A 20,819-nucleotide genomic window follows, 5' to 3' on the forward strand; every position below is an offset into this window, starting at 1 on the left:
TCCTCGTTCGAGTCGGAACGCGCTGGCGCAATGACCGTTCCGCGTGCAGTCGTCACATCCGTCGAAAGATTTGAGACGGACGCCGCGCGCGGTTCAATATTCATTCGCCATTCATCGGCGCGGGGCGCCGAGGGTGTTTTAGTCCGTCAATTCGCTTGGAGCATGAAGCCATCGAAGTACGACGCAAGCGCAGCAAACTCGTCGAGCGGCAGCACGGCCGCAACATATTGGTCTGGCCGCACCACGACCATGCAACCGGCCTTCCGATCAATGCCGCGCATCGCGAACACGTCTTGGCCGCTCTTGAGGTCCGGACAGAACATCTTCTCGTAATCGTACAAGCCGTAACGGCCTTTGCTCGGGAGCAACATCGGCGGCATCGCCTCGATCGCGAGTTCGCGATGATCCTGCTGAAACACCGCGCGCAGATCGATCACGCTGTCGATATCGGTGCTTTTGGGCGTATATCGCCGGATCGGAGATTCCCGGGACTCAGCGAGGAAATTGCACAAGGCACGGATGGCCGAGCTCGACGCTGCGGGATTCTCGGCGGGAGAGAACGCGTAGATTCGGAAGCGGCCATCGGCCTGCGATGCGTGGCCGAGCTGGACCGGCTTGGCGTCGCCAAGCCGAATGACCGGCGCGGAATGGAAGCGCGTGCCTATAACGAGTCCTTCGGCGAGATGCTGGTGAGTCGTTGCGCCGGTGAGGAGTGACGGCCTGTAATGCGTCGCCGTGCCCGCGGTGTAACGGCCGTGCCTGACAAAATAGTCCTGCGTCTTGGCCGCATGGGCGCCGCCAGCCTTGGCGGCGGAGGCGAGAATGCCCGCCCACTCACGATCGAAATCGATCAGCTCTTTCGCAACCGCCTGGCGCTCGGCCGAATAGGAATGCAGGAGGCTCGGTGCACACTGCCCCCGGAGGACGGCGGCAAGCTTCCAGCCAAGATTGAAAGCGTCCTGCATCGAGACGTTCATGCCCTGCCCCGCCTTCGGGCTGTGGGTATGGCAGGCATCGCCGGCGATGAAGATGCGTGGCAGGCGGGAGGCGATCTCGGGCTCCGGAACGTCGTCGAACTTGTCGGTCAGGCGCTGGCCGATCTCGTAGACCGACCACCACGCGATCTCCTTCACATCCAGCGTGTGCGGCTTCAGGATCCGCTGCGCTTTCGCAATCACGTCATCGGCGGTGATGTTGCGATTGGCGACGCGCTCGCCGACATCGAGTTTTGCGAGCTCGACATAGAGGCGGACCATGTAGCCGCCCTCGCGCGGAATGATCAGCAGGCTGCCGTCCTTCGCCGACTGGATCAGGGCCTTGAAGCGGATATCGGGAAAATCGGTCACCGCCAGCACGTCCATCACGCCCCAGGCATGGTTGGCGGAATCGCCATGCAGCTCGCGGCCGATCGACTTGCGCACCGTGCTGCGCGCGCCGTCGCAGCCGACGACATAGCGCGCCTTGATGGTCTCGATCTTGGCCTCGTGTGCGCCATCGCCGCGTTCGAGTCGCACCGTCACGGCATGGTCGGCGGGGCCCGCGGCCGGATCGACCTCGAGGTCGAGCAGGCGCCGGTTGTAATGCGGTTCGAGCTTGGCCGGCGCTCGGCGCATGATGTCGAGAAAGCCATCATGGATGCGCGCCTGGTTGAGGATGACGTGCGGAAACTCCGACAGCCCGTCCTCGACGTCCTGCACCCGGCCGCTGCGCAAGATCTTCTCCGGCGTCCGTTCGTCCGGCTTCCAGAACGTCGTCTCGTTGACCCAATAGGCCTCCTTCAGCACGCGCGCGCTGAAGCCATAGGCGTGGAACATCTCCATGGTGCGGCAGGCGATGCCGTCGGCCTGCCCGACCAGCAAACGGCCCGGCTTCTGCTCGACGATGCAGGTCTTGATGTCGCCGAATTGCGCAAGCTGGGCCGCGAGCGTCAGGCCCGCAGGGCCGCAGCCGACGATGAGGACGTCGACCTCGTCAGGCACGGCCCCGGTTGCGCCCGAAGCCAGAATGCGGTCGGCGGGATCGGCGATTTCAGGATCGCCCGGCTGAAATCCATTGAGATGGAATTGCATGAGCACCTCTCCCGGCAAACGTTCTGTTTGGATATTGCTCAGTATGCTGACTATCAGTATACTTGTCAATGATCGCGAGCCGTCCCTGCCCCAAACGGAGAATTCGGTGAAAGACAACAACGACATGCCCGGGCATCTGGCGCGCCGGTTCCAGCAGATCGCGGTGGCGGTGTTTCTGGCCGAGGTCGGCGAAGCCGGCTTCGACCTCACACCGGTGCAATACGCGGCACTTGCGACCATCAAGGCCAATCCGGGGCTCGACCAGGTGACGCTCGCAGGATCGATCGCCTACGACCGTACCACCATCACCGGCGTCATCGACCGCCTCGTCCAGAAAGGCCTTGCCGAGCGCCGCGCCTCCAGCCGCGACCGCCGCGCCCGCGAGCTCGAAATCACCGACGAGGGCCGACGCACGCTACGCAAGATCACTCCGGTGGTGGAGTCCGCCCAGCGCGTCATGCTGCGCGGTCTCAGCGCGAAGGAAGGCGAGGAGCTGATGCGGCTGCTGCGCAAGGCCATCGCCGCCGGCAACGAGCTCAGCCGTGCCCCGCTGCGCGAGGTGCAGGCATAAACCCCGTATTTCCATCCGTAATTGTCGCAGTGCCGCGAAACCTGGAACTAACCTTCGGCTGCTACGGTCGGCAACATTCGGCGTTTAACACGCGATTAACTTTGCCGCTCGGGAGTTTCGGATGTTCAGGTTCCTCATTGCGGCGACGGCCATTGCGCTCTCGGCCGGTCCCGCGCTTGCCAACGGCCATGGCGGTGGCGACCCTGCTCCGCCGAAGCCCGAGGCCACGAGCGCACCGGCGAAGGTGGTCCTGACCAAGCAGGGTCCCACGCTCGTCGACCTCAAGGGCATGACGCTCTACACTTACGAGCGCGACACCACGGGCAAGACGTCGAACTGCAACGGCAAGTGCGTCGAGAGCTGGGTACCGCTGCCCGCAACGGTCGACGCCAAGGCCATCGGCGACTTCACTGTGATCAGCCGCAACGACGGCAGCAAGATGTGGGCATACCGCTATCGTCCGCTCTACACCTCGCCGGCCGACAAGGCGCCAGGCGACGCCAACGGCAATGCCACGACGCTGCAATGGCGCGTCGCCCGGCCTGAGAACTAGGTCTCGACCGGCAGCCCTGCCCACGACGAAAGCCTCGTGAGCAGTGGAATCACCGATCGCACCGCGCTTACCCGCGCCAGCTAGACCCCGCGGCGACCCGCGCGTTCTGCCCGGGCGGCAGCACCACCACCGTCGCATTCAGCTTCACCCGGTCGAACAGATCGATCACGTCCTCGTTGCGCATCCGGATGCAGCCGGACGAGATCGCCTGCCCGATATATTCCGGCTGGTTGGTGCCGTGGATACGGTAGAGCGTGTCCTTGTTGCCGAGATAGAGATAGATCCCCCGCGCGCCCAGTGGATTGGCGGGGCCACCGGCGACCCGCGCCGGATATGGTCCGAGTCGCGCCTGGATGTCCGCCGTCGGGACCCAGTCGGGCCATTCCGCCAGACGGCCGACGCGCGCGACGCCGGAGAAGGCCATGGCTTCCTCGCCGACCGCGACGCCATAGCGGATCGCCTTGCCTTCGGGCAGGACGAAATAGAGGTAGCGCGCATCGGTATCGACCAGGATCGTGCCCGGCTGCTCCTTGCGCGGATAGTCGACGATATGACGGAGATATTGCTCAGGCACGTTCGCCTGCGCGTAGGGCGTGTGCGCAAGCAACTGCCGGTCGCGCGGCGTCATGCTCGCATCCGTCGATGGAGAAAGCGTCGTCTGCATGCAGCCAGCGAGCGGAAGCATGGCCATGACGAACAATACGATTAAAGATTTTGGCACCACCGGCCCCCCGATAGCGGATAGTTGCGCTCCCAGCGACGCCAGATGCTGCCCAAATCGTGCTGAAAAAAAGGCAGTGCGGAACACGTGCGCGTGTTCCACCGGCATGGTTCCATCACCACAAACGGCGGAGAAGCGTCGCACAGTCTCCATCCCCTCGCCTTGCTTTGGTCAAACCCGGCTGGACTCGTGGGTCATCGTGCTGACTCACCGGATTTGGGATGGGTTCACCTCGACAGATCGGCTCGCGCCAATGCGGACGCCCATACATTAAACACTCGGACTGCAAAGGAGCTGCAATGCTCGCGACGCTGAATTCCAGGCAAATCGTCGATGAGATCGTGAAGGACACGGTCAAGGACAACGATCCGCACGACGCCATTCAGATTTCACCCGACATGGTGCTGGCTTCGCGCCCCATCAGCGTTGCGCCCGCGTTGGCCCCTGAGATCACGCCCCGCCCCGAGCCGAAAACAGATCCGAAGTTCGCGCCGGAGCGCACCATCAATCTGGAGCCGAAGTTCAGTCCCGTCTCGGAGCCGCAGACGGCAGTGCCCTCCTCGGTCGACACCGCCGTGCGCGTCGCGGCCGGCGATGGTCCCAACCGGCGGAAGCGATCCGCCGCCGGCAAATGGCTGCGCGGCGCGTTCGTTACGATCTTGTTTGCGGGCGGAAGCGCGGCCGCCACCGTCGCCTGGGAGAAACATGGCGACACGGCCAGGCAGATGCTCGCCGAATGGAAACCAGCATTGACTGCGTTGACCTCGCTGCTGCCTTCGACATCGCGAACGGCGGCGCCAGTCACCGCCGAGCCGGTCACCGCCGCGCAGGCCGCGCCGCCCGCTGAGCAAGCCGCAACGGATCAAGCGGCCGATCAACCTGCGACGCCGCCTCCGGTTCAGGTTGCAGCAGCCGCGCCGGTCGCGGCACAGCCCGATCCCGCGCAGTCGGTGCAATCGATGACGCGCGATCTCGCGGCGATGGCGCAGCAGATCGAAGGGCTCAAGGCCAACATTGCCGAGTTGAAGGCCGGGCAGGAGCAGATGGCGCGCGAGATGGCCAAACCGCCCGCGCCGAAGCCGGTGACTGAGGTCAAGCCGGTCGATCCGCGCGCGCGCGTGTCCACGCTCCCGCCGCGATCTCCGGCGCCTCCGGTGCGCAAGCCGAAGCCAGTCGTGTCGCAAACCTACATGCCGGCCTATTCGCCCGCGCCGCCTGCGCCTTCGCAGGCTGCCGCGGTCGCGCCGACAGCAGCACCGGTCGCCACGACGCAAGCCGTTGCCGATGACGACGGACCTGTCGTGCGTCCGCCGATGCCGCTGCGCTAGACCAGGCGCGAGCGCAGCGTCGCTGTCGCGACGTCGTCCAAGCTGTCCGAGTCGATGCGATGCGTTGAGTCCGGGCGATTACGGAGACGATATTTCGATCGTCTTTCGTCAAGAGAAAAGGCCGTCGGGATTTATGCCGCCGGCCTTCTCTTGCAGCTGCCGGTTCCCGGAGCCCGGTTCTGCTGCAATTCCATGCCTTATGATCACGTCGACATATTTAATAAAATCTTAACACACGCGAATGCTGCACATGATTTCTGCGCCATAAGCACAGAGATTGCGCGACCCGTTCATTCGAAAATATCGACTCAGTGGTATCATCCGAAATCTGTTGAGACTTCCACTGAAGCTCACGTCGTCACACCGGGGAATTCGAATGCCCTACTATTCCTTCGATCTCGTGGTTGGTGAAGAGTTCAAGAACCAGGGTGGAATCATCCTCGAAGACATCGAGGGCGCTTCCGATCGCGCCGTTCAATTGGCTACCGAGCTGTCGCAGGTGAAGCCGGAGCTGCAACGGAAAGGTTGCGCGGTGCGCGTCACCGATCGCGATCACAATGAGGTCTATCGCACGCCGCTCGATCCCGTGCCCGCCTGGCGACGCTAGGCCACAGCGTTTTCGAGCGAAATGGAAACCGGTTCGCGTAAAAGCGCGTCGAACCGGGAATCAAAAGCACCGTTCCGAGTCATCGGAACGGGGCTTTAGTGGTCCAGCTCCGGCGGCTCGAACCAGTTCGTCAGCGACAATCCACCGTCGATGACGAAGGCTGCGCCGGTGACGTAACCCGAGAGCTTGTTCGACAGCACCGCCAGCGCCATCGGCGCGAGGTCCTCGGCCTCGCCGAGACGCCCGAGCGGGATGTGCTTCGCCAGCGAGGCGTCGGCAACGAACCCGCCCGCCGCGATCGCGCCGGGCACCAGCGCGTTGACGCGGATGTCGTGACGGCCGAGCGTCTTCGCGAGCTCCTTCACCAGCATCGCCATCCCCGCCTTTGCCGTCGAATAATGCGGCAGGTTGCGCGGCGTGCCCGCATGCAGCGAGGTGAGAAACAGGAACGAGCCCGGTCGTTTCGCCGCGATCAGCCGGTTTGCCAGCCCGCGCGCCAGATGGAATCCGGCATCGAGATTGACGGCATGCATCTCCTGCCAGGTCTTGCGGTCGACCGCGAGCGCATGATCGGCCTCGCGCCGCGGCGGCGATGCGCTGTGCACGAAATGCGAGACCTCGCCGAGCCCGTCTGCGGCGGCCAGCAGGGCATCGCAAGCGTCTGCCCTGGCGAGATCGCCGACCCACGGGACCGCCAATTCAGGCCTGCTGCTGGCGCTGATCGCCGCACTCACCCGCTCCGGGCTCACATCGGCGAACAGGGTCCGAACGCCCTCGCCGACCAGCGCCTGCGCGATCGCGCGACCGATGCCGTTGCCTGCGCCGGTGACGAGCGCCGTGTCGCGTGCGGGGTCGAACGGCGTGCTCAACAGGCTCATGTCGCTCTCCGTGGCCAGGGACGGGTGACGATAGCGCACCGCACCGGGGAGCGACAAATACGTCCCGGCACCATTGCGGAGTGGCTTGCCGGACGCTAGCCTCCCAAAAAAACGGAGGAGATACCAAGGATGCGCACCGGTTTCCTGATCGCAGGTCTGTTACTGCTCGCCGCGCCGGCCCAAGCGGCGGACCGTGCACGCTCGACCTATGTGACGCTGGTCTTGCAGGCCTTCGCCGCCAAGGTGGAATGCCCGAACACCGATCTCGTCTATCAGGATCTCGTCCAGAAGGCGCAGCAGATGCAGCTGCCGGACGGCACCACCGAGAAGGTGCGCAAGGCGATCGCCTGGATGCACACCGGCGGCAAGATGGGCGAGAAGCAGGACGACGATTTGATGGCCGAGGTCGCGGTCGCGACGCAGGCGACCGACATGGACCAGCGCCGCCTCGGCATGCCCGGCTGGTGCGAGGCCCAGAAGACCAACCTCGCCGGCCTGATCCGCAGCAAGGGCGGCTAGGCGTTCTCTCGCAGCGTTAAGCACCCCGCGGCGGAACCGTCGCGGCGGCTAACTATCGTCATATTCCTCGACACCATGCGGCCTCTTCGAATTCGAACAGGAGAGCCCACATGCGGAGTATCCATTTCGTTTTCGCCGGCGCATTTGCGGCCGCCACGGTGCTGACCGCGCCCGCTCTGGCGAAGAATTCCGATGCCCAGAAAGGCGAGGAAAAATCCACCTCGTCATCCTGTAGTGCCTACCAGCAGGCGCCCGACGGCTCGTGGGAACCGCTGCCCTGCAAAGAGACAGGCGAGCGCCCCCAGCCGCAGACACAAAATCGCACCTCGCAGCCGGGCGCCGACCGCGGGGAGCGTTGAGCGCGCTCACTCTGGCCGCGTGTCAGCTCTGGTGCGGGCCGCGGATGATCTTCATGGCGTCCTCGATGTGACGCCACTCCTTGGCGTCATCGGCTTCGCCGCGGCCCTCACAGGCCTGGGCCTGTTCGGCCGCCTTCGCTATCGCAGCGAAACCATGCCGTTCCAGCATCTGCCGCGCGACGGTGTGAACCTGGATCTCGGACATCATGGGCGCTCTCCCGTTCAGGAAACCGCAGCGCCTGGCTCGGCGCTCCGCGGCCTCTGACAACGATTTCGCCGCAGGTCGCGTTCCGCCCACGAGCGATCACATCGGCGGGCCTTCAAACAGGACGCCTTCAAACAGGACGCCCGCAAACAGGACGCCCGCAAACAGGACAAAGGCGGTCCGCTATGCCCAGCGGACCGCCTTCTCACCCACCCCAAATCGGACGTCTTCGGCCGCGCCCCCTACCCGACCGCCGCGCGCTTGCGCTCGATATCGTTCGGCACCTCGATATCGACCTCCAGGGTCGATACCTCGTCGCCGCGCTCGAGCCGGACGATGACCTTGGTCGGGTCCAGCGTGACGTGCCTGGACACGACAGCGAGAATTTCCTCGCGCAGCACGCCGAGCAGGTCGGGCTGGCCGCGCAATCCGCGTTCATGGGCAAGCAGGATCTGCAACCGCTCGCGTGCGACGGGTGCAGAGGCCTTCTTGCCGCGGAGAAGTCGAAGCAAACCCATGCTCATGCAGCCCTCCGTCGCAGCAGGCGATCCATGAAGCCTCTGCGCTCGGCGGGAACATGCATCGTCACGTTCTCGCCGCCGAGGCGCTTGGCCGCGTCCATATAGGCCCGCGCCGGCGCCCCATCCGCGTTCGACAGCGTCACCGGCGTGCCGACATTGGAGGCCTTCAACACGTCCTGGCTCTCGGGGATGATGCCGAGCAAGGGCGTTGCGAGGATCTCGAGGATGTCGTCGATGGTCAGCATCTCGCCGCGCGCGGCGCGCGAGGCATCGTAGCGGGTGATGAGAATGTGCTTCTGGACGTGCTCGCCCTTCTCGGCCCGTACCGTCTTGGAGTCGAGCATGCCGATGATGCGGTCGGAATCGCGCACCGAGGAGACTTCCGGATTGGTGACGATCACGGCCTCGTCCGCAAAGCGCATCGCCATCGAGGCGCCGCGCTCGATACCGGCCGGGCTGTCGCAGATCACCCAGTCGAAGCGGTCGCGCAAATCGTCGATGACCTTGCCGACGCCCTCTTCCGTCAGCGCGTCCTTGTCGCGGGTTTGCGAGGCCGGCAGCAGCCAGAGATTTTCCAGCCGCTTGTCGCGGATCAGCGCCTGCGGCAGTTTGGCGACGCCCTGCACCACGTTGATGAGGTCGAACACCACGCGGCGTTCTGCGCCCATGACGAGATCGAGGTTGCGCAGGCCGACGTCGAAATCGACGACGACGACCTTTTCGCCGCGCTGCGCCAGCGCAGCCCCCAGCGCGGCGGTCGTCGTGGTCTTGCCGACCCCGCCCTTGCCTGATGTCACGACCAGTACCTTACTCATCTGAAATGTCTCCTTTGCTGGTCAGTTCAGTGCTGTAATTCGCATGGTATTCCCCTGTAGCCAGGCCTGCGCCGGCTTGCCGCGCAAGGCGGCGTCGATGTCGTCCGCAGTCTGGTAAAATCCATCAATTGCAAGCAGTTCAGCCTCGATCTTCTGACAATAAATGCGGGCGCTGGTGTGCCCGTTGACCCCCGCCATGGCACGGCCGCGGAGCGCGCCGTAGATGTGGATGGAGCCGCCCGCGACGACCTCGGCACCGGAGCCGACCGAGCCCAGAATGGTGACGTCGCCCTCCGGGAAGATCACGGTCTGGCCCGAGCGCACCGGGCTTTCGAGCAGCAGCGAGGTCGGCTTGGCTTCGGCCTTCACCTCAGCCTTCTTCGGCGCGCTCGGTTCGACCACGCAGCTGCGCCCGCCCGAGAGCAGCGGCGGCATAGACGGCGTCAGCCGGCCCTCCTCCACCCCCTCGATCCCGAGCACCCGGATGTTCCGGTCCTGAAGGTTGGCGAGCAGATGGCCGATGCCGGACTGGCTGAGATCGACCGAGGACAGATCGATCACCACGGGCCGGCCGGCGAAGAAGCCCGGCGAGCGCGCGATCGTGGCGTCGATCTCCTGCAGCCAGTCCTGGATCGGAACCGTCGGCACGAACACGAAGGCCACATAGGAGCGCCCGCGCAGGCGAACCATTTGACGTTGGACTTTTGCTGCAGCCTCCATAGCGGCCGACTCGATCCCTGTTATTGAATGGTTAACGATGCGGCGGATTTGGTTAATGGCTGGTTAATTTATCCGTGGGTACGTGGGGGGTGGACGGGCTGGGCGTGCGGAAGGGCTTGGGCGAGCGCTTCCGCGCAACACACCGCTGTCATGCCCCGGCTTGACCGGGGCATCCAGTACGCCGCGGCTTATCCGCATCATGGCACGGCCTCTGGAATACTGGATCGCCCGCCTACGCGGGCGATGACACGGAGAATGTCGAGACAATGGGCCCTCACGCCGTCCATTGTGATCGCAGGCCCCAGTCATCCCGCATTGACATGCTCATGGCATCTGGCTTCGATCCGCGTCCCCCGTGGACGGAGCCGATCATGTCAATTCAGTCTTCCATCAGGCGCAAGACCGCGCCGGACATCCGTGCACGCAAGCGGGGCGAGCCGATCGTGATGCTGACGTCGTATCACGCGCATACGGCCGCACTGGTGGATCGGCATTGCGACGTCATCCTGGTCGGCGATTCCCTTGGCAACGTCATGCACGGCTTCGAGACGACGGTGCCTGTTACGCTCGACATGATGATCCTCCAGGGCGCCGCGGTGATGCGCGGCTCGAAGCAGGCGCTGGTCGTCGTCGATATGCCGTTCGGCTCGTATGAAGCTTCCAGGGAGCAGGCGTTCAACTCCGCAGTGCGGATCATGAAGGAGACGCAATGCGGCGCGGTGAAGCTTGAAGGCGGCGTTCGCATGGCGGAGACGATTGCATTCCTGTCTGGGCGCGGCATCCCGGTGATGGGTCATATTGGCCTCACGCCGCAATCCATCAACACGCTCGGTTCGTTTCGTGCCCAGGGGCGCAACGAGGTGGACTGGGGCCCGATCGAGGACGATGCGAAGGCCGTCGCCGATGCCGGTGCATTCTCGGTCGTCGTCGAAGCCGTGGCCGAACCGTTGGCGCGCAGGATCACGGAGACGATCGCGATCCCCACCATCGGCATCGGCGCGAGCGCTGCCTGCGACGGTCAGGTGCTCGTGCTCGAGGACATGCTCGGGCTGTCGCCACGAACCCCGAAATTCGTCCGGCGGTACGGCAATCTTGGTCCGGCGATTGAAGCGGCGATCGAAGGCTATGCCACCGACGTGCGCTCACGCGCCTTTCCCGCGCCCGAACACGTCTACGAGATGAAGAAGAGCTGACGATACGCGGCAAGCGGTCGAGGACTGCTCGCGACAAGCCGAAGATACGCACTCCTTGAAATCGCAGCACAATTGCCGCACGCGTTCTGGCACAAACTGCATAGCCAGCCTCGCGGCGTCGTTCTACTCTCACTGCAAGCTCTTACCGCTGCGCGCGCGTGCCCACGTGCCGCAGAACATTCGGCTGTTGCGGAGAGAAAAACGATGCCGAAGATGCCTGCGACCTCCATCGTGGCCTCAACCCTCCTCACCATCATCACATCGACAAGTCCCGGCTACGGCCAGGACTCCAAAGCGCCTCCCCTCGTCAACCAGATCAACAACGGCAACTGGCTCTCGCAAAGCGAAGCCGAGGCGATGCGCGACGAGCTGTATTATCAGCGCGCCGTTCATGCCTACATCACCATGCTGCCCGCGCTCAACACCATCGGCATGAGGGATGGATCGGAGGCGGCGTTCGGCAAGGGCTACAACGTCCTGCCGATCTGGAAGGACCGCATGGATGCGCGCACCTGGGTGCCGACGCCCAACGCGGACGTCATCTATTCCATGAACTATCTAGACCTCAAGGAGACCGGTCCGCTCGTCGTCGCAGCGCCGCGCGACGTCATCGGCATGTTCACCGATTTCTTCCAGCGCACCATCACCGACGTCGGACTGATCGGCCCGGATCGCGCGCGCGGCGGGCTCTATCTCCTGCTGCCGCCGGACTACACGGGCGAGATCCCACAGGGTTATTTCGCGTTCAAATCGCGGACCTACAACGTCTTCCTCTTCTTCCGCACCGTGATGCCCAAGGGCGACAACGGGCCGGACCCGAAGCCGGCGGTCGCGCTTGCGGAACAGACCCGTATCTATCCACTCTGGACGCCTGAGAAGGACGTCAAGCCGATGCAGTTTCCGAACGGCAGCGGCAAGCGCGTCAACATGATGTATCCGGTCGATAACGCGTTCTGGACCAAGCTCAAGGCGTTCGTCGATTACGAACCCGTCTCGGCCATCGATCCCGAGCTGCGCGGCGTGCTGGCCTCGATCGGCATTATCAAGGGGCAGCCGTTCAATCCGACCCCGAAACAGCAGGAGCTCTTGAAGAAAGCGGTTGAGACGGCGCCGAAGATGATCTTGGCACAGCGGCAACTAGGTCGGCCAGACAAGCGCGAACTCTATTACAACGACCGCCAATATTTCAACGCGTGGGCGGGCGGCACTGCCGAATGGATGCAGGACAGCTATCTCGACGTGGATCAACGCGCCACCTTCTTCCAGGTCGCCTATTCGTCGGCTTCGGCCATGGTCATGCACACGATCGGCGCGGGCTCGAAATATCCATCCACCTTGAAGGACGCTGCGGGTGAATTCCTGAACGGCTCGAACGCCTACAAGCTGCACCTGCCTCCCAATCCGCCTGCCGCGTTGTTCTGGGCCGTTACCCTCTACAACATCACTGACGGGACGATGGTAGAAGCACCGCAACTGATGCCATCGATCAACAGCTTCAACAAGGTCGCGACCAACAGCGATGGCTCCGTCGATCTGTGGTTCGGCCCATCGAAACCGGGCACTGCCCCGGAGTCGAACTGGATTCAAACCGTCGAGGGGCGGAGTTTCCTGGCGACGATTCGCCTCTATGGCACGGGCGTCGCGTTCTTCGACCAGACCTGGAAACCGGACGACGTCGTCAAGGTGAAATGAGTTCGCGCGAGGTCACGAGCGCCCTGGGCCGCGACCTCGGCCGCCGGGCGGCGCTACGCGCCGACCCGTTGGCTCCATCCGGGCTACGGATGCCCTACTTCTTCACCTTGCTCGCATCCATCTTGACGGCAGGGTCGAGCATCTTGGTCGTGAACGCCGTCGACACGTCGAACGGCTTCTCCATGCCGAGATAAGTCTGGACCAGCTCGTAGTCCTTCTTCATCCGCTCGCCGTCGATCCAGCCGAGACCCTTGGTGGTTGTGAACTCGTCGGTCATCAAATACTTGATGCGCTCCCACTGGCGTTCCTGGTTCTCCTTGTCGAGACCGGAGACCTGGTCGAGCAGCGCCTTCAGGCACGGCGTGACGTCGGCGACGCAGGCCGCAAAGGCCTTCTGCGAGACGCGCACGAACTCCTCGACCAGCTTGGGATTCTTCTGGAGATAGGCGCCGTTGACGATCAACGAATTGCCGTAGGGGTTGAGCCCGATGTCCTTCCAGTTGACGAAGCCGAGATCGGGCCCGAACTCGATCACCTTGAGATCGTGCTCGTTGTAGAAGTCACTGATGATGTCGACGGTGTGGCTCTTCAGCGCGGCGATCTTCGCGGTCGGGCCGATATTGACGAAGCTGACGGCATCAGGCGCGATGCCTGCGGCCTTGGCAAAAGCCGGCCACATCACCCGCGAGGCGTCGCCGGGCGGGTTGCCGATCTTGTGGCTCGGGAAATCCTTCACGCCATTCACGCCGTAGCTCTTCAGCCAGTAAAAGGTCTGGCCGGTGTTGGCGTAGATGCTCATCAGCGCGACGTCGTCAGCGCCCTTGCTCTTCGCCACCAGCATGGTGGCGAGATCGGCGATGCCGAACGGCGAGCCGCCGGAGCCTACCTTGGCGGCGGAGACGCCGGAGCCCTTGCCGACCTCGATGGTCAGGTCGATGCCGGCCTTCTCGAACCAGCCCTGCGCCTTGGCGTAATAGAACGGCGAATGGTCGGCCGTCGGCGTCCAGTTCAGGATCAGGTTGACCGCCTCGCCCGCGCTCGCCGGCACCGCCGGCACACCGAACGCCAGGGCCAAAACCAAAGCCGAGCCCGCAGCCTGCAAACGCTTCATCGCATCCCTCCTCATTGCCGCGACCCGGCTTGTCGCTCTCCCCGTGTGAGGCTACCAATGCAACAAGCCGCTCTCGACTTGTCAACTGTCTGGTTGGAAATGCCCGCAAAACGTTCAGGCGACACCGTGCCGCAGCGGCGCGACCCCGTCGCCACCCGCAAGAAGCTGCTCACCGCGGCGCGCCTGGAGTTCGCCCGGCACGGCTTTGCCGGCGCCCGCGTCGACGAGATCGCCGAGCGCGCCGGCGTCAACAAGCAGCTCGTCTACCACTATTTCGGCGACAAGGACGCGCTCTATCTGGCTGTGCTCGAATGGGTCTACGCCGATATCCGCGAGCAGGAACGCCAGCTCAACCTCGAAGGCCTGCCGCCGGAAAAGGCGATCCGGAAGCTGATCGAGGCCTCATTCGATTACCTCGCGACGAACCCCGATTTCATCGTGCTCCTGAACGACGAGAACCGCGGCGGCGCCCGCCACGTCCGCGGCTCGACCCGGCTGGAGGCGATGCATTCGCCGCTGGTGAAGAGCGTATCCCACATCCTCCACGAGGGCGTTCGCACCGGCGTGTTCCGCAAGGGGATCGATCCGATCCAGCTCTATATCTCCATCGCCGGCCTCAGCTATTTCTATCTCTCCAACACGCCGACGCTGTCGGCGATCTTCGGCAAGGACCTGTCGAGCCGGGCGGCAAGGCGCGCCCGCCGCAGGCACGTCGCCGATCTCGTGCTGCATTCGCTCCGGCCTAATCAACCAACTGGTTGAAACTTCCTTCGAGGCCGGTTAGGCTGACGAACAGCGGCAAGGTGGCCGCTGGCAACAGGGAGCAACCGGTGACCGGAGACGGCGCACGCACCTCGCGCAGCTTTGCGATCATCCTGATCGTGCATCTCGCCGTGCTCGTGCTCTGGCAGGTCGCGGTCGATGCCTTCCACGTGCCGAAATTCATCCTGCCCTCCCCGCTCGCGACGATGCAGACGCTGGGCACCGCGAGCTATGCCTGGGGCGCCAACACCCTTGTCACCGCGATCGAGATCCTCGGCGGCTTCGCGCTCGGCGCGTTCGTCGGCGTCGCGCTGGCCGTGATCTTCAGCTGGGCACCGCTGCTCAGCCTCGTGCTGCTGCCGCTGTTCGTGACGATGAACATGATCCCGAAGGTCGCGCTCGGCCCACTCTTCATCGTCTGGTTCTCCTACGGGATCGTGCCGAACATCTTGATCGCCTTCAGCATCTGCTTCTTCCCGATCCTGCTGACCACCGCGCGCGGCCTGCGCGAGGTCGAGCCTGATCTGCTCGACCTCGTCAAATCGCTGCGCGGCTCGCGCTGGACGCTGTTCCGCAAGATCCAGTTGCCGGGATCGTTGCCTTTCGTGTTCTCCGGCATGAAGGTCGGCGCGATCCTTGCGGTGGCCGGCGCAATCGTCGGCGAGTTCATCGCCTCCGAGCGCGGGCTCGGCTATCTCATGATCCAGGTGCAGTCGTCGCTCGACACGCCCGCGATGGTGATGGCCGTCGTGCTTCTGACCCTGCTCGGCGTCGCTCTCTACGGCCTGGTCCTCGCCCTCGAGCGCATGTTCGTGGTCGGCGACGCCAGGCAAACTTAGCTAAAGGAACGATCCATGCTGCTCACCCGCCAGACGCTGCCGAAGACGATCCCGGATATCGCAGCCCTCGACGATCTCCTGTGCCGGCCGACCCAGGCGCTGATCGACGACCTCGACAAGGTCGAAGGCGACATCATGATCCTCGGCGTCGCCGGCAAGATGGGACCGACGCTGGCGGGGCTCGCGAAAGCTGCCGCACCCGACCGCCGCGTCATCGGCGTCGCCCGCTTCAGCGACCCGAGCGTCAAGGACTGGCTGCACGCGCGCGGCGTCGAGACCATCAATTGCGACCTGATGGACGAGAGCGCGGTTCAGGCCCTGCCGAAGGCACCCAACATCGTCTTCATGGCCGGCCGCAAGTTCGGCGCCGAGGGCGATCTGTCGCTGACTTGGGCGATGAACGCGCATGTGCCGGCGCTGGTCGCACAGGCCTTCCCGACGTCGCGCATCGTGGCGTTCTCGACCGGCTGCATCTATCCCTTCGTCCCCATCGACGGCAAGGGCGCGACCGAGGACATGGCGCCGAACCCGCCCGGCGAATACGCCCAGTCCTGCGTCGGCCGCGAGCGCATGTTCGAGTACTTTTCGCGCAAGTTTTCGACGCCCGGCCGCCTGTTCCGGCTCAATTACGCAATCGACATGCGCTATGGCGTGCTGCACGACATCGCGACAAAGGTGCTCACGGGCACCCCGATCGATGTCGGCCTCGGCCATGTCAATTTCATCTGGCAGGGCGATGCGTCCGCGCAGGCGCTGCGGTGCCTTGCGCATTGCACCGCGCCGACCTCGCCGATCAACGTCAGCGGCCACGAGATTTTGGCGGTGCGAGATCTCGCAGCAAAATTCGGCGCGCGCTTCGGCCGCGCGCCGGAGCTGACAGGCAAGGAAGAGCCGACGGCCTGGCTGACCGACACGTCCAGGGCCGTCGAGCTGTTCGACCTGCCGGTGGTCGACACCGAGCAGTTGATCGCCTGGACCGCGGACTGGGTGTCCCGCGCCATGCCAAGCCTCGGCAAGCCCACCAAATACGAGGTGCGCGATGGACGCTACTGACGGTCCGCCCATCCTCAAGCTCGGCGTCGACGACGCGATCGCCGGGCTCGTGCTGTCGACGGAAGCGCAGTGGAACCAGACCGAGGACGACTGGCGCGTCTTCCTGCGCGATGGCGTGGTGTTCGGCATTCGCGACGGCATGCGGCTGGTCGCGACCGCGGCGCTGCTGCCCTATTCCGACAACAACGCCTGGATCAGCATGGTGCTGGTATCAGGCACGCATCGCCGCCGCGGCCTCGCCACCCGTCTCGTCGATGCCTGCCTGGAAACCGCGCGCAGGAACGGCCTGACGAGCTGGCTCGACGCGACGCCCGACGGCGCCGCCGTCTACGGGCCGCTCGGATTCACGCCGACGTTGCAACTGCGCCGGCTGAAGTTGGTGAAATCCAGGCGAGCCGAAGCCTCGCCGCCTTCATCGACGACCATCGATGCGCTGCGGGCGCGGGACCGGCGCGCCACCGGTTTCGACCGCACCGCGCTCCTCTCCGCCATCGCCCTGCGCTCCGGCTCGCGCATCGTCGCCGCGCATGGCGCCATCGCGCTGGTTCGCGACGGCCGAACCGCGCGTCATATCGGGCCGTTGTTTGCCAACAATGCCACGCCGGCGCTGGCCCTGGTTCATGCGATCGCGCGCTCCGAGACCGGCCCGATTCTGATCGATGCCGTTGCGTCGCAAGCCGCATTCCTGGACGGATTGACCGCCTCGGGCTGGACCATCGAGCGACCGTTCCAGCGCATGCGGTTTGGCCCCGCCACCATCGCTGCCAAGGAAACGCCATTCGCCGTCGCCGGCCCTGAATTCGGATAGGACATCATGCACCACAGCCAGATCAACAGCGACGTCCGCAAGCTGATCGCCGATGGCACCGTGCTACCGGCGCACCCTCTCGCGCTCACGGCGGAGCGCCAGCTCGACAAAAAGCATCAGCGCGCGCTGACGCGCTACTACATCGACGCCGGCTCGGGCGGCCTTGCGGTCGGCGTCCACACCACGCAATTCGCGATCCGCGATGTCGGTCTCTATCGCCCGGTGCTCGAACTCGCCGCCGAGACCGCAGCCAACTGGACCAGGCGGCCGCTGGCGATGGTCGCAGGGCTCGCCGGTCCAACAAGCCAGGCAACGGCTGAGGCCCGCACCGCGCGCGATATCGGCTATCACGCAGGGCTTCTCAGCCTCGCCGCGATGAAGAGCGCCTCCGAGGATGAGATCATTGCGCATTGCACGGCGGTCGCCGCCGAGATCCCGCTGGTCGGCTTCTATCTCCAGCCGGCCGTCGGCGGGGTCGTCCTGTCGAGCCGGTTCTGGCAGCGCTTCGCCGCGATCGACAATGTGATCGCGATCAAGATCGCGCCGTTCAACCGCTATCGCACGCTCGACGTGCTGCGCGGCGTCGCGGCCGCCGGTGCGCTCGACCGCGTCGCGCTCTACACCGGCAATGACGACCACATCCTGCTCGACCTGATGCTGCCGTTCGACCTCCGCGACAAGGGCATCACCACGCGCACTTACTTCAAAGGCGGCCTGCTCGGCCATTGGTCGGTGTGGACCGCGAGCGCCATCAAACAGTTCGAGCGCTGCAAGGCGGCGCGACACAAGGAGGCCGTGCCGGCCGATCTGCTCGCCCTCGATGCCCGCGTCACCGATTGCAACAGCGCCTTCTTCGACGTCGCCAACAATTTTCACGGCTGCATCGCCGGTTGCCACGAGGTGCTGCGGCGTCAGGGCCTGATGCAGGGCCTGTGGTGCCTCGACCCGAACGAGGGCCTCAGCCCCGGCCAGAAGGAGGAGATCGACCGCGTCTATCGCGAGCACGCCGACCTCGGCGACGATGCGTTCGTCGCCTCCAATCTGAGCAAATGGCTGGCATGAGCGCCGAGCCCTTCATCAGCCTGAGCGGCGTCCGAAAGGTCTATCGCAGCGGCGGCGCCGAGTTCCTGGCGGTGTCCGACGTCACGATGGACGTGCGGGAAGGTGAGCTCGTCTCGCTGGTCGGCCCCTCCGGCTGCGGCAAGACCACGGTGATGAAGATCTTGGCCGGCCTGCACGGCGCCGACGGCGGCACCATCAGAATTGGCAATGCCAAAAGCCCGTTTGATCCGACCCGCGACATCGGCATGGTGTTCCAGCAGGCGCTGCTGCTGAAGTGGCGCACCATCCTGGACAACGTGCTGTTGCCGGCCGAGATCGTGGGACTGCCGATGAAAGCCGCGCGCGAGCGGGCGCGCGATCTGCTCAACCTGGTCGGGCTTGCCGGCTACGAGCAGAAATATCCGCGAGAGCTCTCAGGCGGCATGCAGCAGCGCACCGCGATCGCGCGGGCCTTCATTCATGATCCAAAACTGATTCTGATGGACGAGCCGTTCGGGGCGCTGGACGCCCTGACGCGCGAGCAGATGAATCTGGAGATGCTGCGGATCTGGCGCGAGAGCGGCAAGACCATCATCTTCGTCACGCACTCGATCCAGGAAGCCGTGTTCCTGTCCTCGCACTGCGCCGTGCTGACGGCGGGCCCTGCGAAGATGGCCGACTACTTCCCGATCGACCTGCCCTTCCCGCGCGACCTGCCGCTGAAGACCACGGATGCGTTCGGCGCCTATGCGCGGCGGATCTATGCGAAGCTGGGGCTGGGTGCGGCTTGAGTCCGTAGCCCGGATGGAGCGAAGCGTAATCCGGGGCGGTGCCGTTGACGTGCGAGATCCCGGATTTCGCTGCGCTCCATCCGGGCTACGGAAGCGGGGCGCGGCGTAGTCACCGCGCCCCTTCACACTCAGCTCTTGTTGCGCATCTTGCTGAGCAGATAGTTGTCGTAGAAGTTTTCCGCGATCTGCGTGTAGAACAGCAGCTCCTTCATATAGGCGTCATGGCTTTCCTTGGTGCGCTTGAACAAATCGCTCTTGGCGGCGAGCTCGTTCAGGTGCTCCTGGGTCGCGTTGTAGCAGGCTTCCAGCACCGGCTGCGGGAACGCCTTCAGCTCCGCGCCGTTGGCGATCAGCCGCTTCAGCGCCGCCGGATTCACGCTGTCGTATTTCTCCAGCATCCAGGCACCGGCGGCCGAGGCGGCCTGATTGACGATCGCCTGGTACTGCTTCGGCAAGCTCGCCCACTTCTCGTCATTGACGATCATGTGCAGCATCGCACCGCCTTCCCACCAGCCGGGGAAGTAATAGTACTTGGCGACCTTCTGGAAACCGAGCTTCTCGTCGTCATAGGGACCGACGAATTCAGCGGCGTCGATCGAGCCCTTCTCCAGCGCCGCATAGACGTCGCCGCCGGCGAGCTGCTGCGGCACGATGCCGAGCCTGGCCAGCACATGGCCGCCCATGCCGGCGATGCGGAATTTGAGGCCCTTGAGATCGTCGACGGTCTTGATCTCCTTGCGGAACCAGCCGCCCATCTGGGTGCCGGAATTGCCGCAGAGGATGGCGTGCGTCTTGAACGGCTTCAGCGCCTCGTTGGTGAGATCGGCGCCGCCGCCGAAATACCACCAGGATTCCTGGTGGCGATGGTTCATGCCGAACGGTGCGCCGGTGGCGTAGGCCAGCGCCGGCTCCTTGCCGATGTAGAAATACAGCGGCGTCTGCGCCATCTCGACGGACGCGACGCTGACGGCATCGAGCGCCTGCAGGCCGGGAACGAGCTCGCCGGCCGCAAAGGTCTGGATCTGGAATTTGTTGTCGGTGGCTTCCGCAACGTATTTCGCAAAGGTCTGTGCCGTGCCGTAGATGGTGTCGAGCGACTTCGGGAAGCTCGAGGTCAGGCGCCATTTGATCTCCGGCGCGCCTTGCGCAATCGCAGGTGCAGCAACCAGCGTCGTCGCGCCCGCGACCGCGCCGCCCTTGAGGAATGTACGGCGTTTCATGTTGGGGTCTCTCCCTGGAAGTTAGTTTCAAACATATCGGCGTCTGGCCACGGTCTTCGCGGACCGTTTGCCCGTTCCTATAGCGGAGTTCAAGCTGGGAGCGGAAGGCCTGTAGCCCCGGATGGAGCGCAGCTAAATCCGGGCTACAGGGGACGAGGTGCCCTTAAAGCAGCTTCGCGCTCACGAACAACGCACGCACGGCGTTGGTCGCCTGCACCGCGAGCATGGCGTTGTCGGCGGCGCCTTCGAGCGCCGCGACCGCCTCTTCATGGAGCGAGCGGAATTCCATCCACTCGACCGATTTGAAGTTGGTGAGGAATTGATAGGCCTGGCCGACGGTCGCAATCGCCAGCGTGTCGCCATTCAGCTTGATCTTGAACGTCGTACGCAGCGGGGTCTCGGAACTCTGGGGATCACTCATGGGCTGCTTCTGGAGGATGACG

The 20,819-nt window shown here is 64.5% G+C and carries 24 protein-coding genes; 14 read left to right on the top strand and 10 right to left on the bottom strand.

Features of this window, described 5'->3' with window-relative positions:
- Positions 1-146: 146 nt before the first annotated feature.
- Positions 147-2,069, bottom strand: a complete 1,923-nt coding sequence (locus AC5ZFO_RS28205; RefSeq protein WP_496122845.1) for an FAD-binding monooxygenase — start codon at positions 2,067-2,069, stop codon at positions 147-149.
- Positions 2,070-2,175: 106 nt separating this feature from the next.
- Here AC5ZFO_RS28205 and AC5ZFO_RS28210 point away from each other — a divergent pair, with 106 nt between their 5' ends.
- Both AC5ZFO_RS28210 and AC5ZFO_RS28215 read left to right on the top strand, forming a co-directional pair.
- A complete protein-coding gene (locus AC5ZFO_RS28210) occupies positions 2,176-2,640 on the top strand; it encodes a MarR family winged helix-turn-helix transcriptional regulator (RefSeq protein WP_496122846.1) in 465 nt (154 codons plus the stop codon).
- A gap of 121 nt (positions 2,641-2,761) precedes the next feature.
- Complete coding sequence (locus AC5ZFO_RS28215) at positions 2,762-3,193, top strand: COG4315 family predicted lipoprotein (protein ID WP_282519534.1); 432 nt, start codon at positions 2,762-2,764, stop codon at positions 3,191-3,193.
- Between the two features lie 67 nt (positions 3,194-3,260).
- Here AC5ZFO_RS28215 and AC5ZFO_RS28220 read toward each other — a convergent pair whose 3' ends face one another.
- The gene (locus AC5ZFO_RS28220) at positions 3,261-3,878 is read right to left on the bottom strand and encodes a L,D-transpeptidase (protein WP_282519598.1); all 618 of its coding nucleotides are present in this window, start codon (positions 3,876-3,878) and stop codon (positions 3,261-3,263) included.
- 335 nt (positions 3,879-4,213) lie between these two features.
- On the opposite strand from AC5ZFO_RS28220, the gene AC5ZFO_RS28225 reads away from it, so the two are divergent.
- Both AC5ZFO_RS28225 and AC5ZFO_RS28230 read left to right on the top strand, forming a co-directional pair.
- Positions 4,214-5,242, top strand: a complete 1,029-nt coding sequence (locus AC5ZFO_RS28225; protein WP_282519535.1) for a hypothetical protein — start codon at positions 4,214-4,216, stop codon at positions 5,240-5,242.
- Between the two features lie 376 nt (positions 5,243-5,618).
- Positions 5,619-5,849, top strand: coding sequence for a DUF6894 family protein (locus AC5ZFO_RS28230; RefSeq protein ID WP_282519536.1), 231 nt, complete (start codon positions 5,619-5,621; stop codon positions 5,847-5,849).
- 95 nt (positions 5,850-5,944) lie between these two features.
- Here AC5ZFO_RS28230 and AC5ZFO_RS28235 read toward each other — a convergent pair whose 3' ends face one another.
- Entirely contained in the window at positions 5,945-6,727 is a 783-nt protein-coding gene (locus AC5ZFO_RS28235; protein WP_282519537.1) for an SDR family NAD(P)-dependent oxidoreductase, read from the bottom strand.
- A gap of 129 nt (positions 6,728-6,856) precedes the next feature.
- Between AC5ZFO_RS28235 and AC5ZFO_RS28240 the strand changes: the two genes are divergently transcribed.
- Entirely contained in the window at positions 6,857-7,246 is a 390-nt protein-coding gene (locus AC5ZFO_RS28240) for a hypothetical protein (protein WP_282519538.1), read from the top strand.
- 110 nt (positions 7,247-7,356) lie between these two features.
- The gene (locus AC5ZFO_RS28245; protein ID WP_282519539.1) at positions 7,357-7,605 is read left to right on the top strand and encodes a hypothetical protein; all 249 of its coding nucleotides are present in this window, start codon (positions 7,357-7,359) and stop codon (positions 7,603-7,605) included.
- 22 nt (positions 7,606-7,627) lie between these two features.
- Here the strand turns inward: AC5ZFO_RS28245 and AC5ZFO_RS28250 are convergent, their stop codons facing one another.
- The 4 genes from AC5ZFO_RS28250 to minC all read right to left on the bottom strand — a co-directional run bounded on the left by AC5ZFO_RS28250 (position 7,628) and on the right by minC (position 9,866).
- Positions 7,628-7,813, bottom strand: a complete 186-nt coding sequence (locus AC5ZFO_RS28250; RefSeq protein ID WP_282519540.1) for a hypothetical protein — start codon at positions 7,811-7,813, stop codon at positions 7,628-7,630.
- Between the two features lie 239 nt (positions 7,814-8,052).
- Positions 8,053-8,334, bottom strand: a complete 282-nt coding sequence (gene minE / locus AC5ZFO_RS28255) for a cell division topological specificity factor MinE (RefSeq protein WP_028151783.1) — start codon at positions 8,332-8,334, stop codon at positions 8,053-8,055.
- On the bottom strand, positions 8,331-9,146 hold the full coding sequence (gene minD / locus AC5ZFO_RS28260) for a septum site-determining protein MinD (RefSeq protein ID WP_282519541.1): 816 nt from the start codon (positions 9,144-9,146) through the stop codon (positions 8,331-8,333). Before minD ends, minE begins: the two co-directional genes overlap by 4 nt.
- Before the next feature lie 21 nt (positions 9,147-9,167).
- Positions 9,168-9,866, bottom strand: a complete 699-nt coding sequence (gene minC / locus AC5ZFO_RS28265) for a septum site-determining protein MinC (RefSeq protein WP_282519542.1) — start codon at positions 9,864-9,866, stop codon at positions 9,168-9,170.
- Between the two features lie 371 nt (positions 9,867-10,237).
- Here minC and panB point away from each other — a divergent pair, with 371 nt between their 5' ends.
- Together panB and AC5ZFO_RS28275 are read left to right on the top strand one after the other, a co-directional pair.
- Positions 10,238-11,059 carry a 3-methyl-2-oxobutanoate hydroxymethyltransferase gene (panB, locus tag AC5ZFO_RS28270; protein WP_282519543.1) on the top strand — a complete coding sequence of 274 codons (822 nt, stop codon included), beginning with the start codon at positions 10,238-10,240 and terminating at the stop codon, positions 11,057-11,059.
- Positions 11,060-11,263: 204 nt separating this feature from the next.
- Positions 11,264-12,751 (top strand): DUF1254 domain-containing protein, encoded by a 1,488-nt coding sequence (locus AC5ZFO_RS28275; RefSeq protein ID WP_282519544.1) that lies wholly within the window; start codon positions 11,264-11,266, stop codon positions 12,749-12,751.
- A 94-nt stretch (positions 12,752-12,845) separates the two neighbouring features.
- On the opposite strand, the gene AC5ZFO_RS28280 is transcribed toward AC5ZFO_RS28275, so the two are convergent.
- A complete protein-coding gene (locus AC5ZFO_RS28280; RefSeq protein WP_282519545.1) occupies positions 12,846-13,862 on the bottom strand; it encodes an ABC transporter substrate-binding protein in 1,017 nt (338 codons plus the stop codon).
- Positions 13,863-13,961: 99 nt separating this feature from the next.
- On the opposite strand from AC5ZFO_RS28280, the gene AC5ZFO_RS28285 reads away from it, so the two are divergent.
- The 6 genes from AC5ZFO_RS28285 to AC5ZFO_RS28310 all read left to right on the top strand — a co-directional run bounded on the left by AC5ZFO_RS28285 (position 13,962) and on the right by AC5ZFO_RS28310 (position 19,156).
- Positions 13,962-14,624 (top strand): TetR/AcrR family transcriptional regulator, encoded by a 663-nt coding sequence (locus tag AC5ZFO_RS28285; RefSeq protein ID WP_306664245.1) that lies wholly within the window; start codon positions 13,962-13,964, stop codon positions 14,622-14,624.
- Positions 14,625-14,692: 68 nt separating this feature from the next.
- Complete coding sequence (locus AC5ZFO_RS28290; protein ID WP_282519547.1) at positions 14,693-15,463, top strand: ABC transporter permease; 771 nt, start codon at positions 14,693-14,695, stop codon at positions 15,461-15,463.
- Positions 15,464-15,478: 15 nt separating this feature from the next.
- Positions 15,479-16,516, top strand: coding sequence for an NAD-dependent epimerase/dehydratase family protein (locus tag AC5ZFO_RS28295; RefSeq protein WP_282519548.1), 1,038 nt, complete (start codon positions 15,479-15,481; stop codon positions 16,514-16,516).
- Complete coding sequence (locus tag AC5ZFO_RS28300) at positions 16,503-17,324, top strand: GNAT family N-acetyltransferase (RefSeq protein ID WP_282519549.1); 822 nt, start codon at positions 16,503-16,505, stop codon at positions 17,322-17,324. The genes AC5ZFO_RS28295 and AC5ZFO_RS28300 overlap by 14 nt, the downstream gene beginning before the upstream one ends.
- A gap of 6 nt (positions 17,325-17,330) precedes the next feature.
- Positions 17,331-18,386, top strand: a complete 1,056-nt coding sequence (locus tag AC5ZFO_RS28305) for a dihydrodipicolinate synthase family protein (RefSeq protein WP_282519550.1) — start codon at positions 17,331-17,333, stop codon at positions 18,384-18,386.
- Positions 18,374-19,156, top strand: coding sequence for an ABC transporter ATP-binding protein (locus tag AC5ZFO_RS28310; RefSeq protein WP_282519551.1), 783 nt, complete (start codon positions 18,374-18,376; stop codon positions 19,154-19,156). Before AC5ZFO_RS28305 ends, AC5ZFO_RS28310 begins: the two co-directional genes overlap by 13 nt.
- 128 nt (positions 19,157-19,284) lie before the next feature.
- Here AC5ZFO_RS28310 and AC5ZFO_RS28315 read toward each other — a convergent pair whose 3' ends face one another.
- Both AC5ZFO_RS28315 and AC5ZFO_RS28320 read right to left on the bottom strand, forming a co-directional pair.
- On the bottom strand, positions 19,285-20,376 hold the full coding sequence (locus tag AC5ZFO_RS28315) for a TRAP transporter substrate-binding protein (RefSeq protein ID WP_282519552.1): 1,092 nt from the start codon (positions 20,374-20,376) through the stop codon (positions 19,285-19,287).
- Between the two features lie 163 nt (positions 20,377-20,539).
- Positions 20,540-20,797 (bottom strand): hypothetical protein, encoded by a 258-nt coding sequence (locus tag AC5ZFO_RS28320; RefSeq protein ID WP_014495671.1) that lies wholly within the window; start codon positions 20,795-20,797, stop codon positions 20,540-20,542.
- Positions 20,798-20,819: the final 22 nt, after the last annotated feature.

The organism is Bradyrhizobium sp. Unk1 (genome assembly GCF_059512345.1).

What these genes read in the sequence shown, in the direction of transcription:
- AC5ZFO_RS28245 (WP_282519539.1), top strand. Translation starts at nt 7,357, where the DNA reads ATGCGGAGTATCCATTTCGTTTTCGCCGGCGCATTTGCGGCCGCCACG.
- AC5ZFO_RS28240 (WP_282519538.1), top strand. Translation starts at nt 6,857, where the DNA reads ATGCGCACCGGTTTCCTGATCGCAGGTCTGTTACTGCTCGCCGCGCCG.
- AC5ZFO_RS28295 (WP_282519548.1), top strand. Translation starts at nt 15,479, where the DNA reads ATGCTGCTCACCCGCCAGACGCTGCCGAAGACGATCCCGGATATCGCA.
- AC5ZFO_RS28205 (WP_496122845.1), bottom strand. Translation starts at nt 2,069, where the DNA reads ATGCAATTCCATCTCAATGGATTTCAGCCGGGCGATCCTGAAATCGCC.
- minC (WP_282519542.1), bottom strand. Translation starts at nt 9,866, where the DNA reads ATGGAGGCTGCAGCAAAAGTCCAACGTCAAATGGTTCGCCTGCGCGGG.
- AC5ZFO_RS28320 (WP_014495671.1), bottom strand. Translation starts at nt 20,797, where the DNA reads ATGAGTGATCCCCAGAGTTCCGAGACCCCGCTGCGTACGACGTTCAAG.
- panB (WP_282519543.1), top strand. Translation starts at nt 10,238, where the DNA reads ATGTCAATTCAGTCTTCCATCAGGCGCAAGACCGCGCCGGACATCCGT.
- AC5ZFO_RS28225 (WP_282519535.1), top strand. Translation starts at nt 4,214, where the DNA reads ATGCTCGCGACGCTGAATTCCAGGCAAATCGTCGATGAGATCGTGAAG.
- AC5ZFO_RS28275 (WP_282519544.1), top strand. Translation starts at nt 11,264, where the DNA reads ATGCCGAAGATGCCTGCGACCTCCATCGTGGCCTCAACCCTCCTCACC.
- minE (WP_028151783.1), bottom strand. Translation starts at nt 8,334, where the DNA reads ATGAGCATGGGTTTGCTTCGACTTCTCCGCGGCAAGAAGGCCTCTGCA.
- AC5ZFO_RS28285 (WP_306664245.1), top strand. Translation starts at nt 13,962, where the DNA reads ATGCCCGCAAAACGTTCAGGCGACACCGTGCCGCAGCGGCGCGACCCC.
- AC5ZFO_RS28300 (WP_282519549.1), top strand. Translation starts at nt 16,503, where the DNA reads ATGGACGCTACTGACGGTCCGCCCATCCTCAAGCTCGGCGTCGACGAC.
- AC5ZFO_RS28310 (WP_282519551.1), top strand. Translation starts at nt 18,374, where the DNA reads ATGGCTGGCATGAGCGCCGAGCCCTTCATCAGCCTGAGCGGCGTCCGA.
- AC5ZFO_RS28280 (WP_282519545.1), bottom strand. Translation starts at nt 13,862, where the DNA reads ATGAAGCGTTTGCAGGCTGCGGGCTCGGCTTTGGTTTTGGCCCTGGCG.
- AC5ZFO_RS28230 (WP_282519536.1), top strand. Translation starts at nt 5,619, where the DNA reads ATGCCCTACTATTCCTTCGATCTCGTGGTTGGTGAAGAGTTCAAGAAC.
- AC5ZFO_RS28220 (WP_282519598.1), bottom strand. Translation starts at nt 3,878, where the DNA reads ATGCTTCCGCTCGCTGGCTGCATGCAGACGACGCTTTCTCCATCGACG.
- AC5ZFO_RS28235 (WP_282519537.1), bottom strand. Translation starts at nt 6,727, where the DNA reads ATGAGCCTGTTGAGCACGCCGTTCGACCCCGCACGCGACACGGCGCTC.
- AC5ZFO_RS28215 (WP_282519534.1), top strand. Translation starts at nt 2,762, where the DNA reads ATGTTCAGGTTCCTCATTGCGGCGACGGCCATTGCGCTCTCGGCCGGT.
- AC5ZFO_RS28315 (WP_282519552.1), bottom strand. Translation starts at nt 20,376, where the DNA reads ATGAAACGCCGTACATTCCTCAAGGGCGGCGCGGTCGCGGGCGCGACG.
- AC5ZFO_RS28305 (WP_282519550.1), top strand. Translation starts at nt 17,331, where the DNA reads ATGCACCACAGCCAGATCAACAGCGACGTCCGCAAGCTGATCGCCGAT.
- minD (WP_282519541.1), bottom strand. Translation starts at nt 9,146, where the DNA reads ATGAGTAAGGTACTGGTCGTGACATCAGGCAAGGGCGGGGTCGGCAAG.
- AC5ZFO_RS28250 (WP_282519540.1), bottom strand. Translation starts at nt 7,813, where the DNA reads ATGATGTCCGAGATCCAGGTTCACACCGTCGCGCGGCAGATGCTGGAA.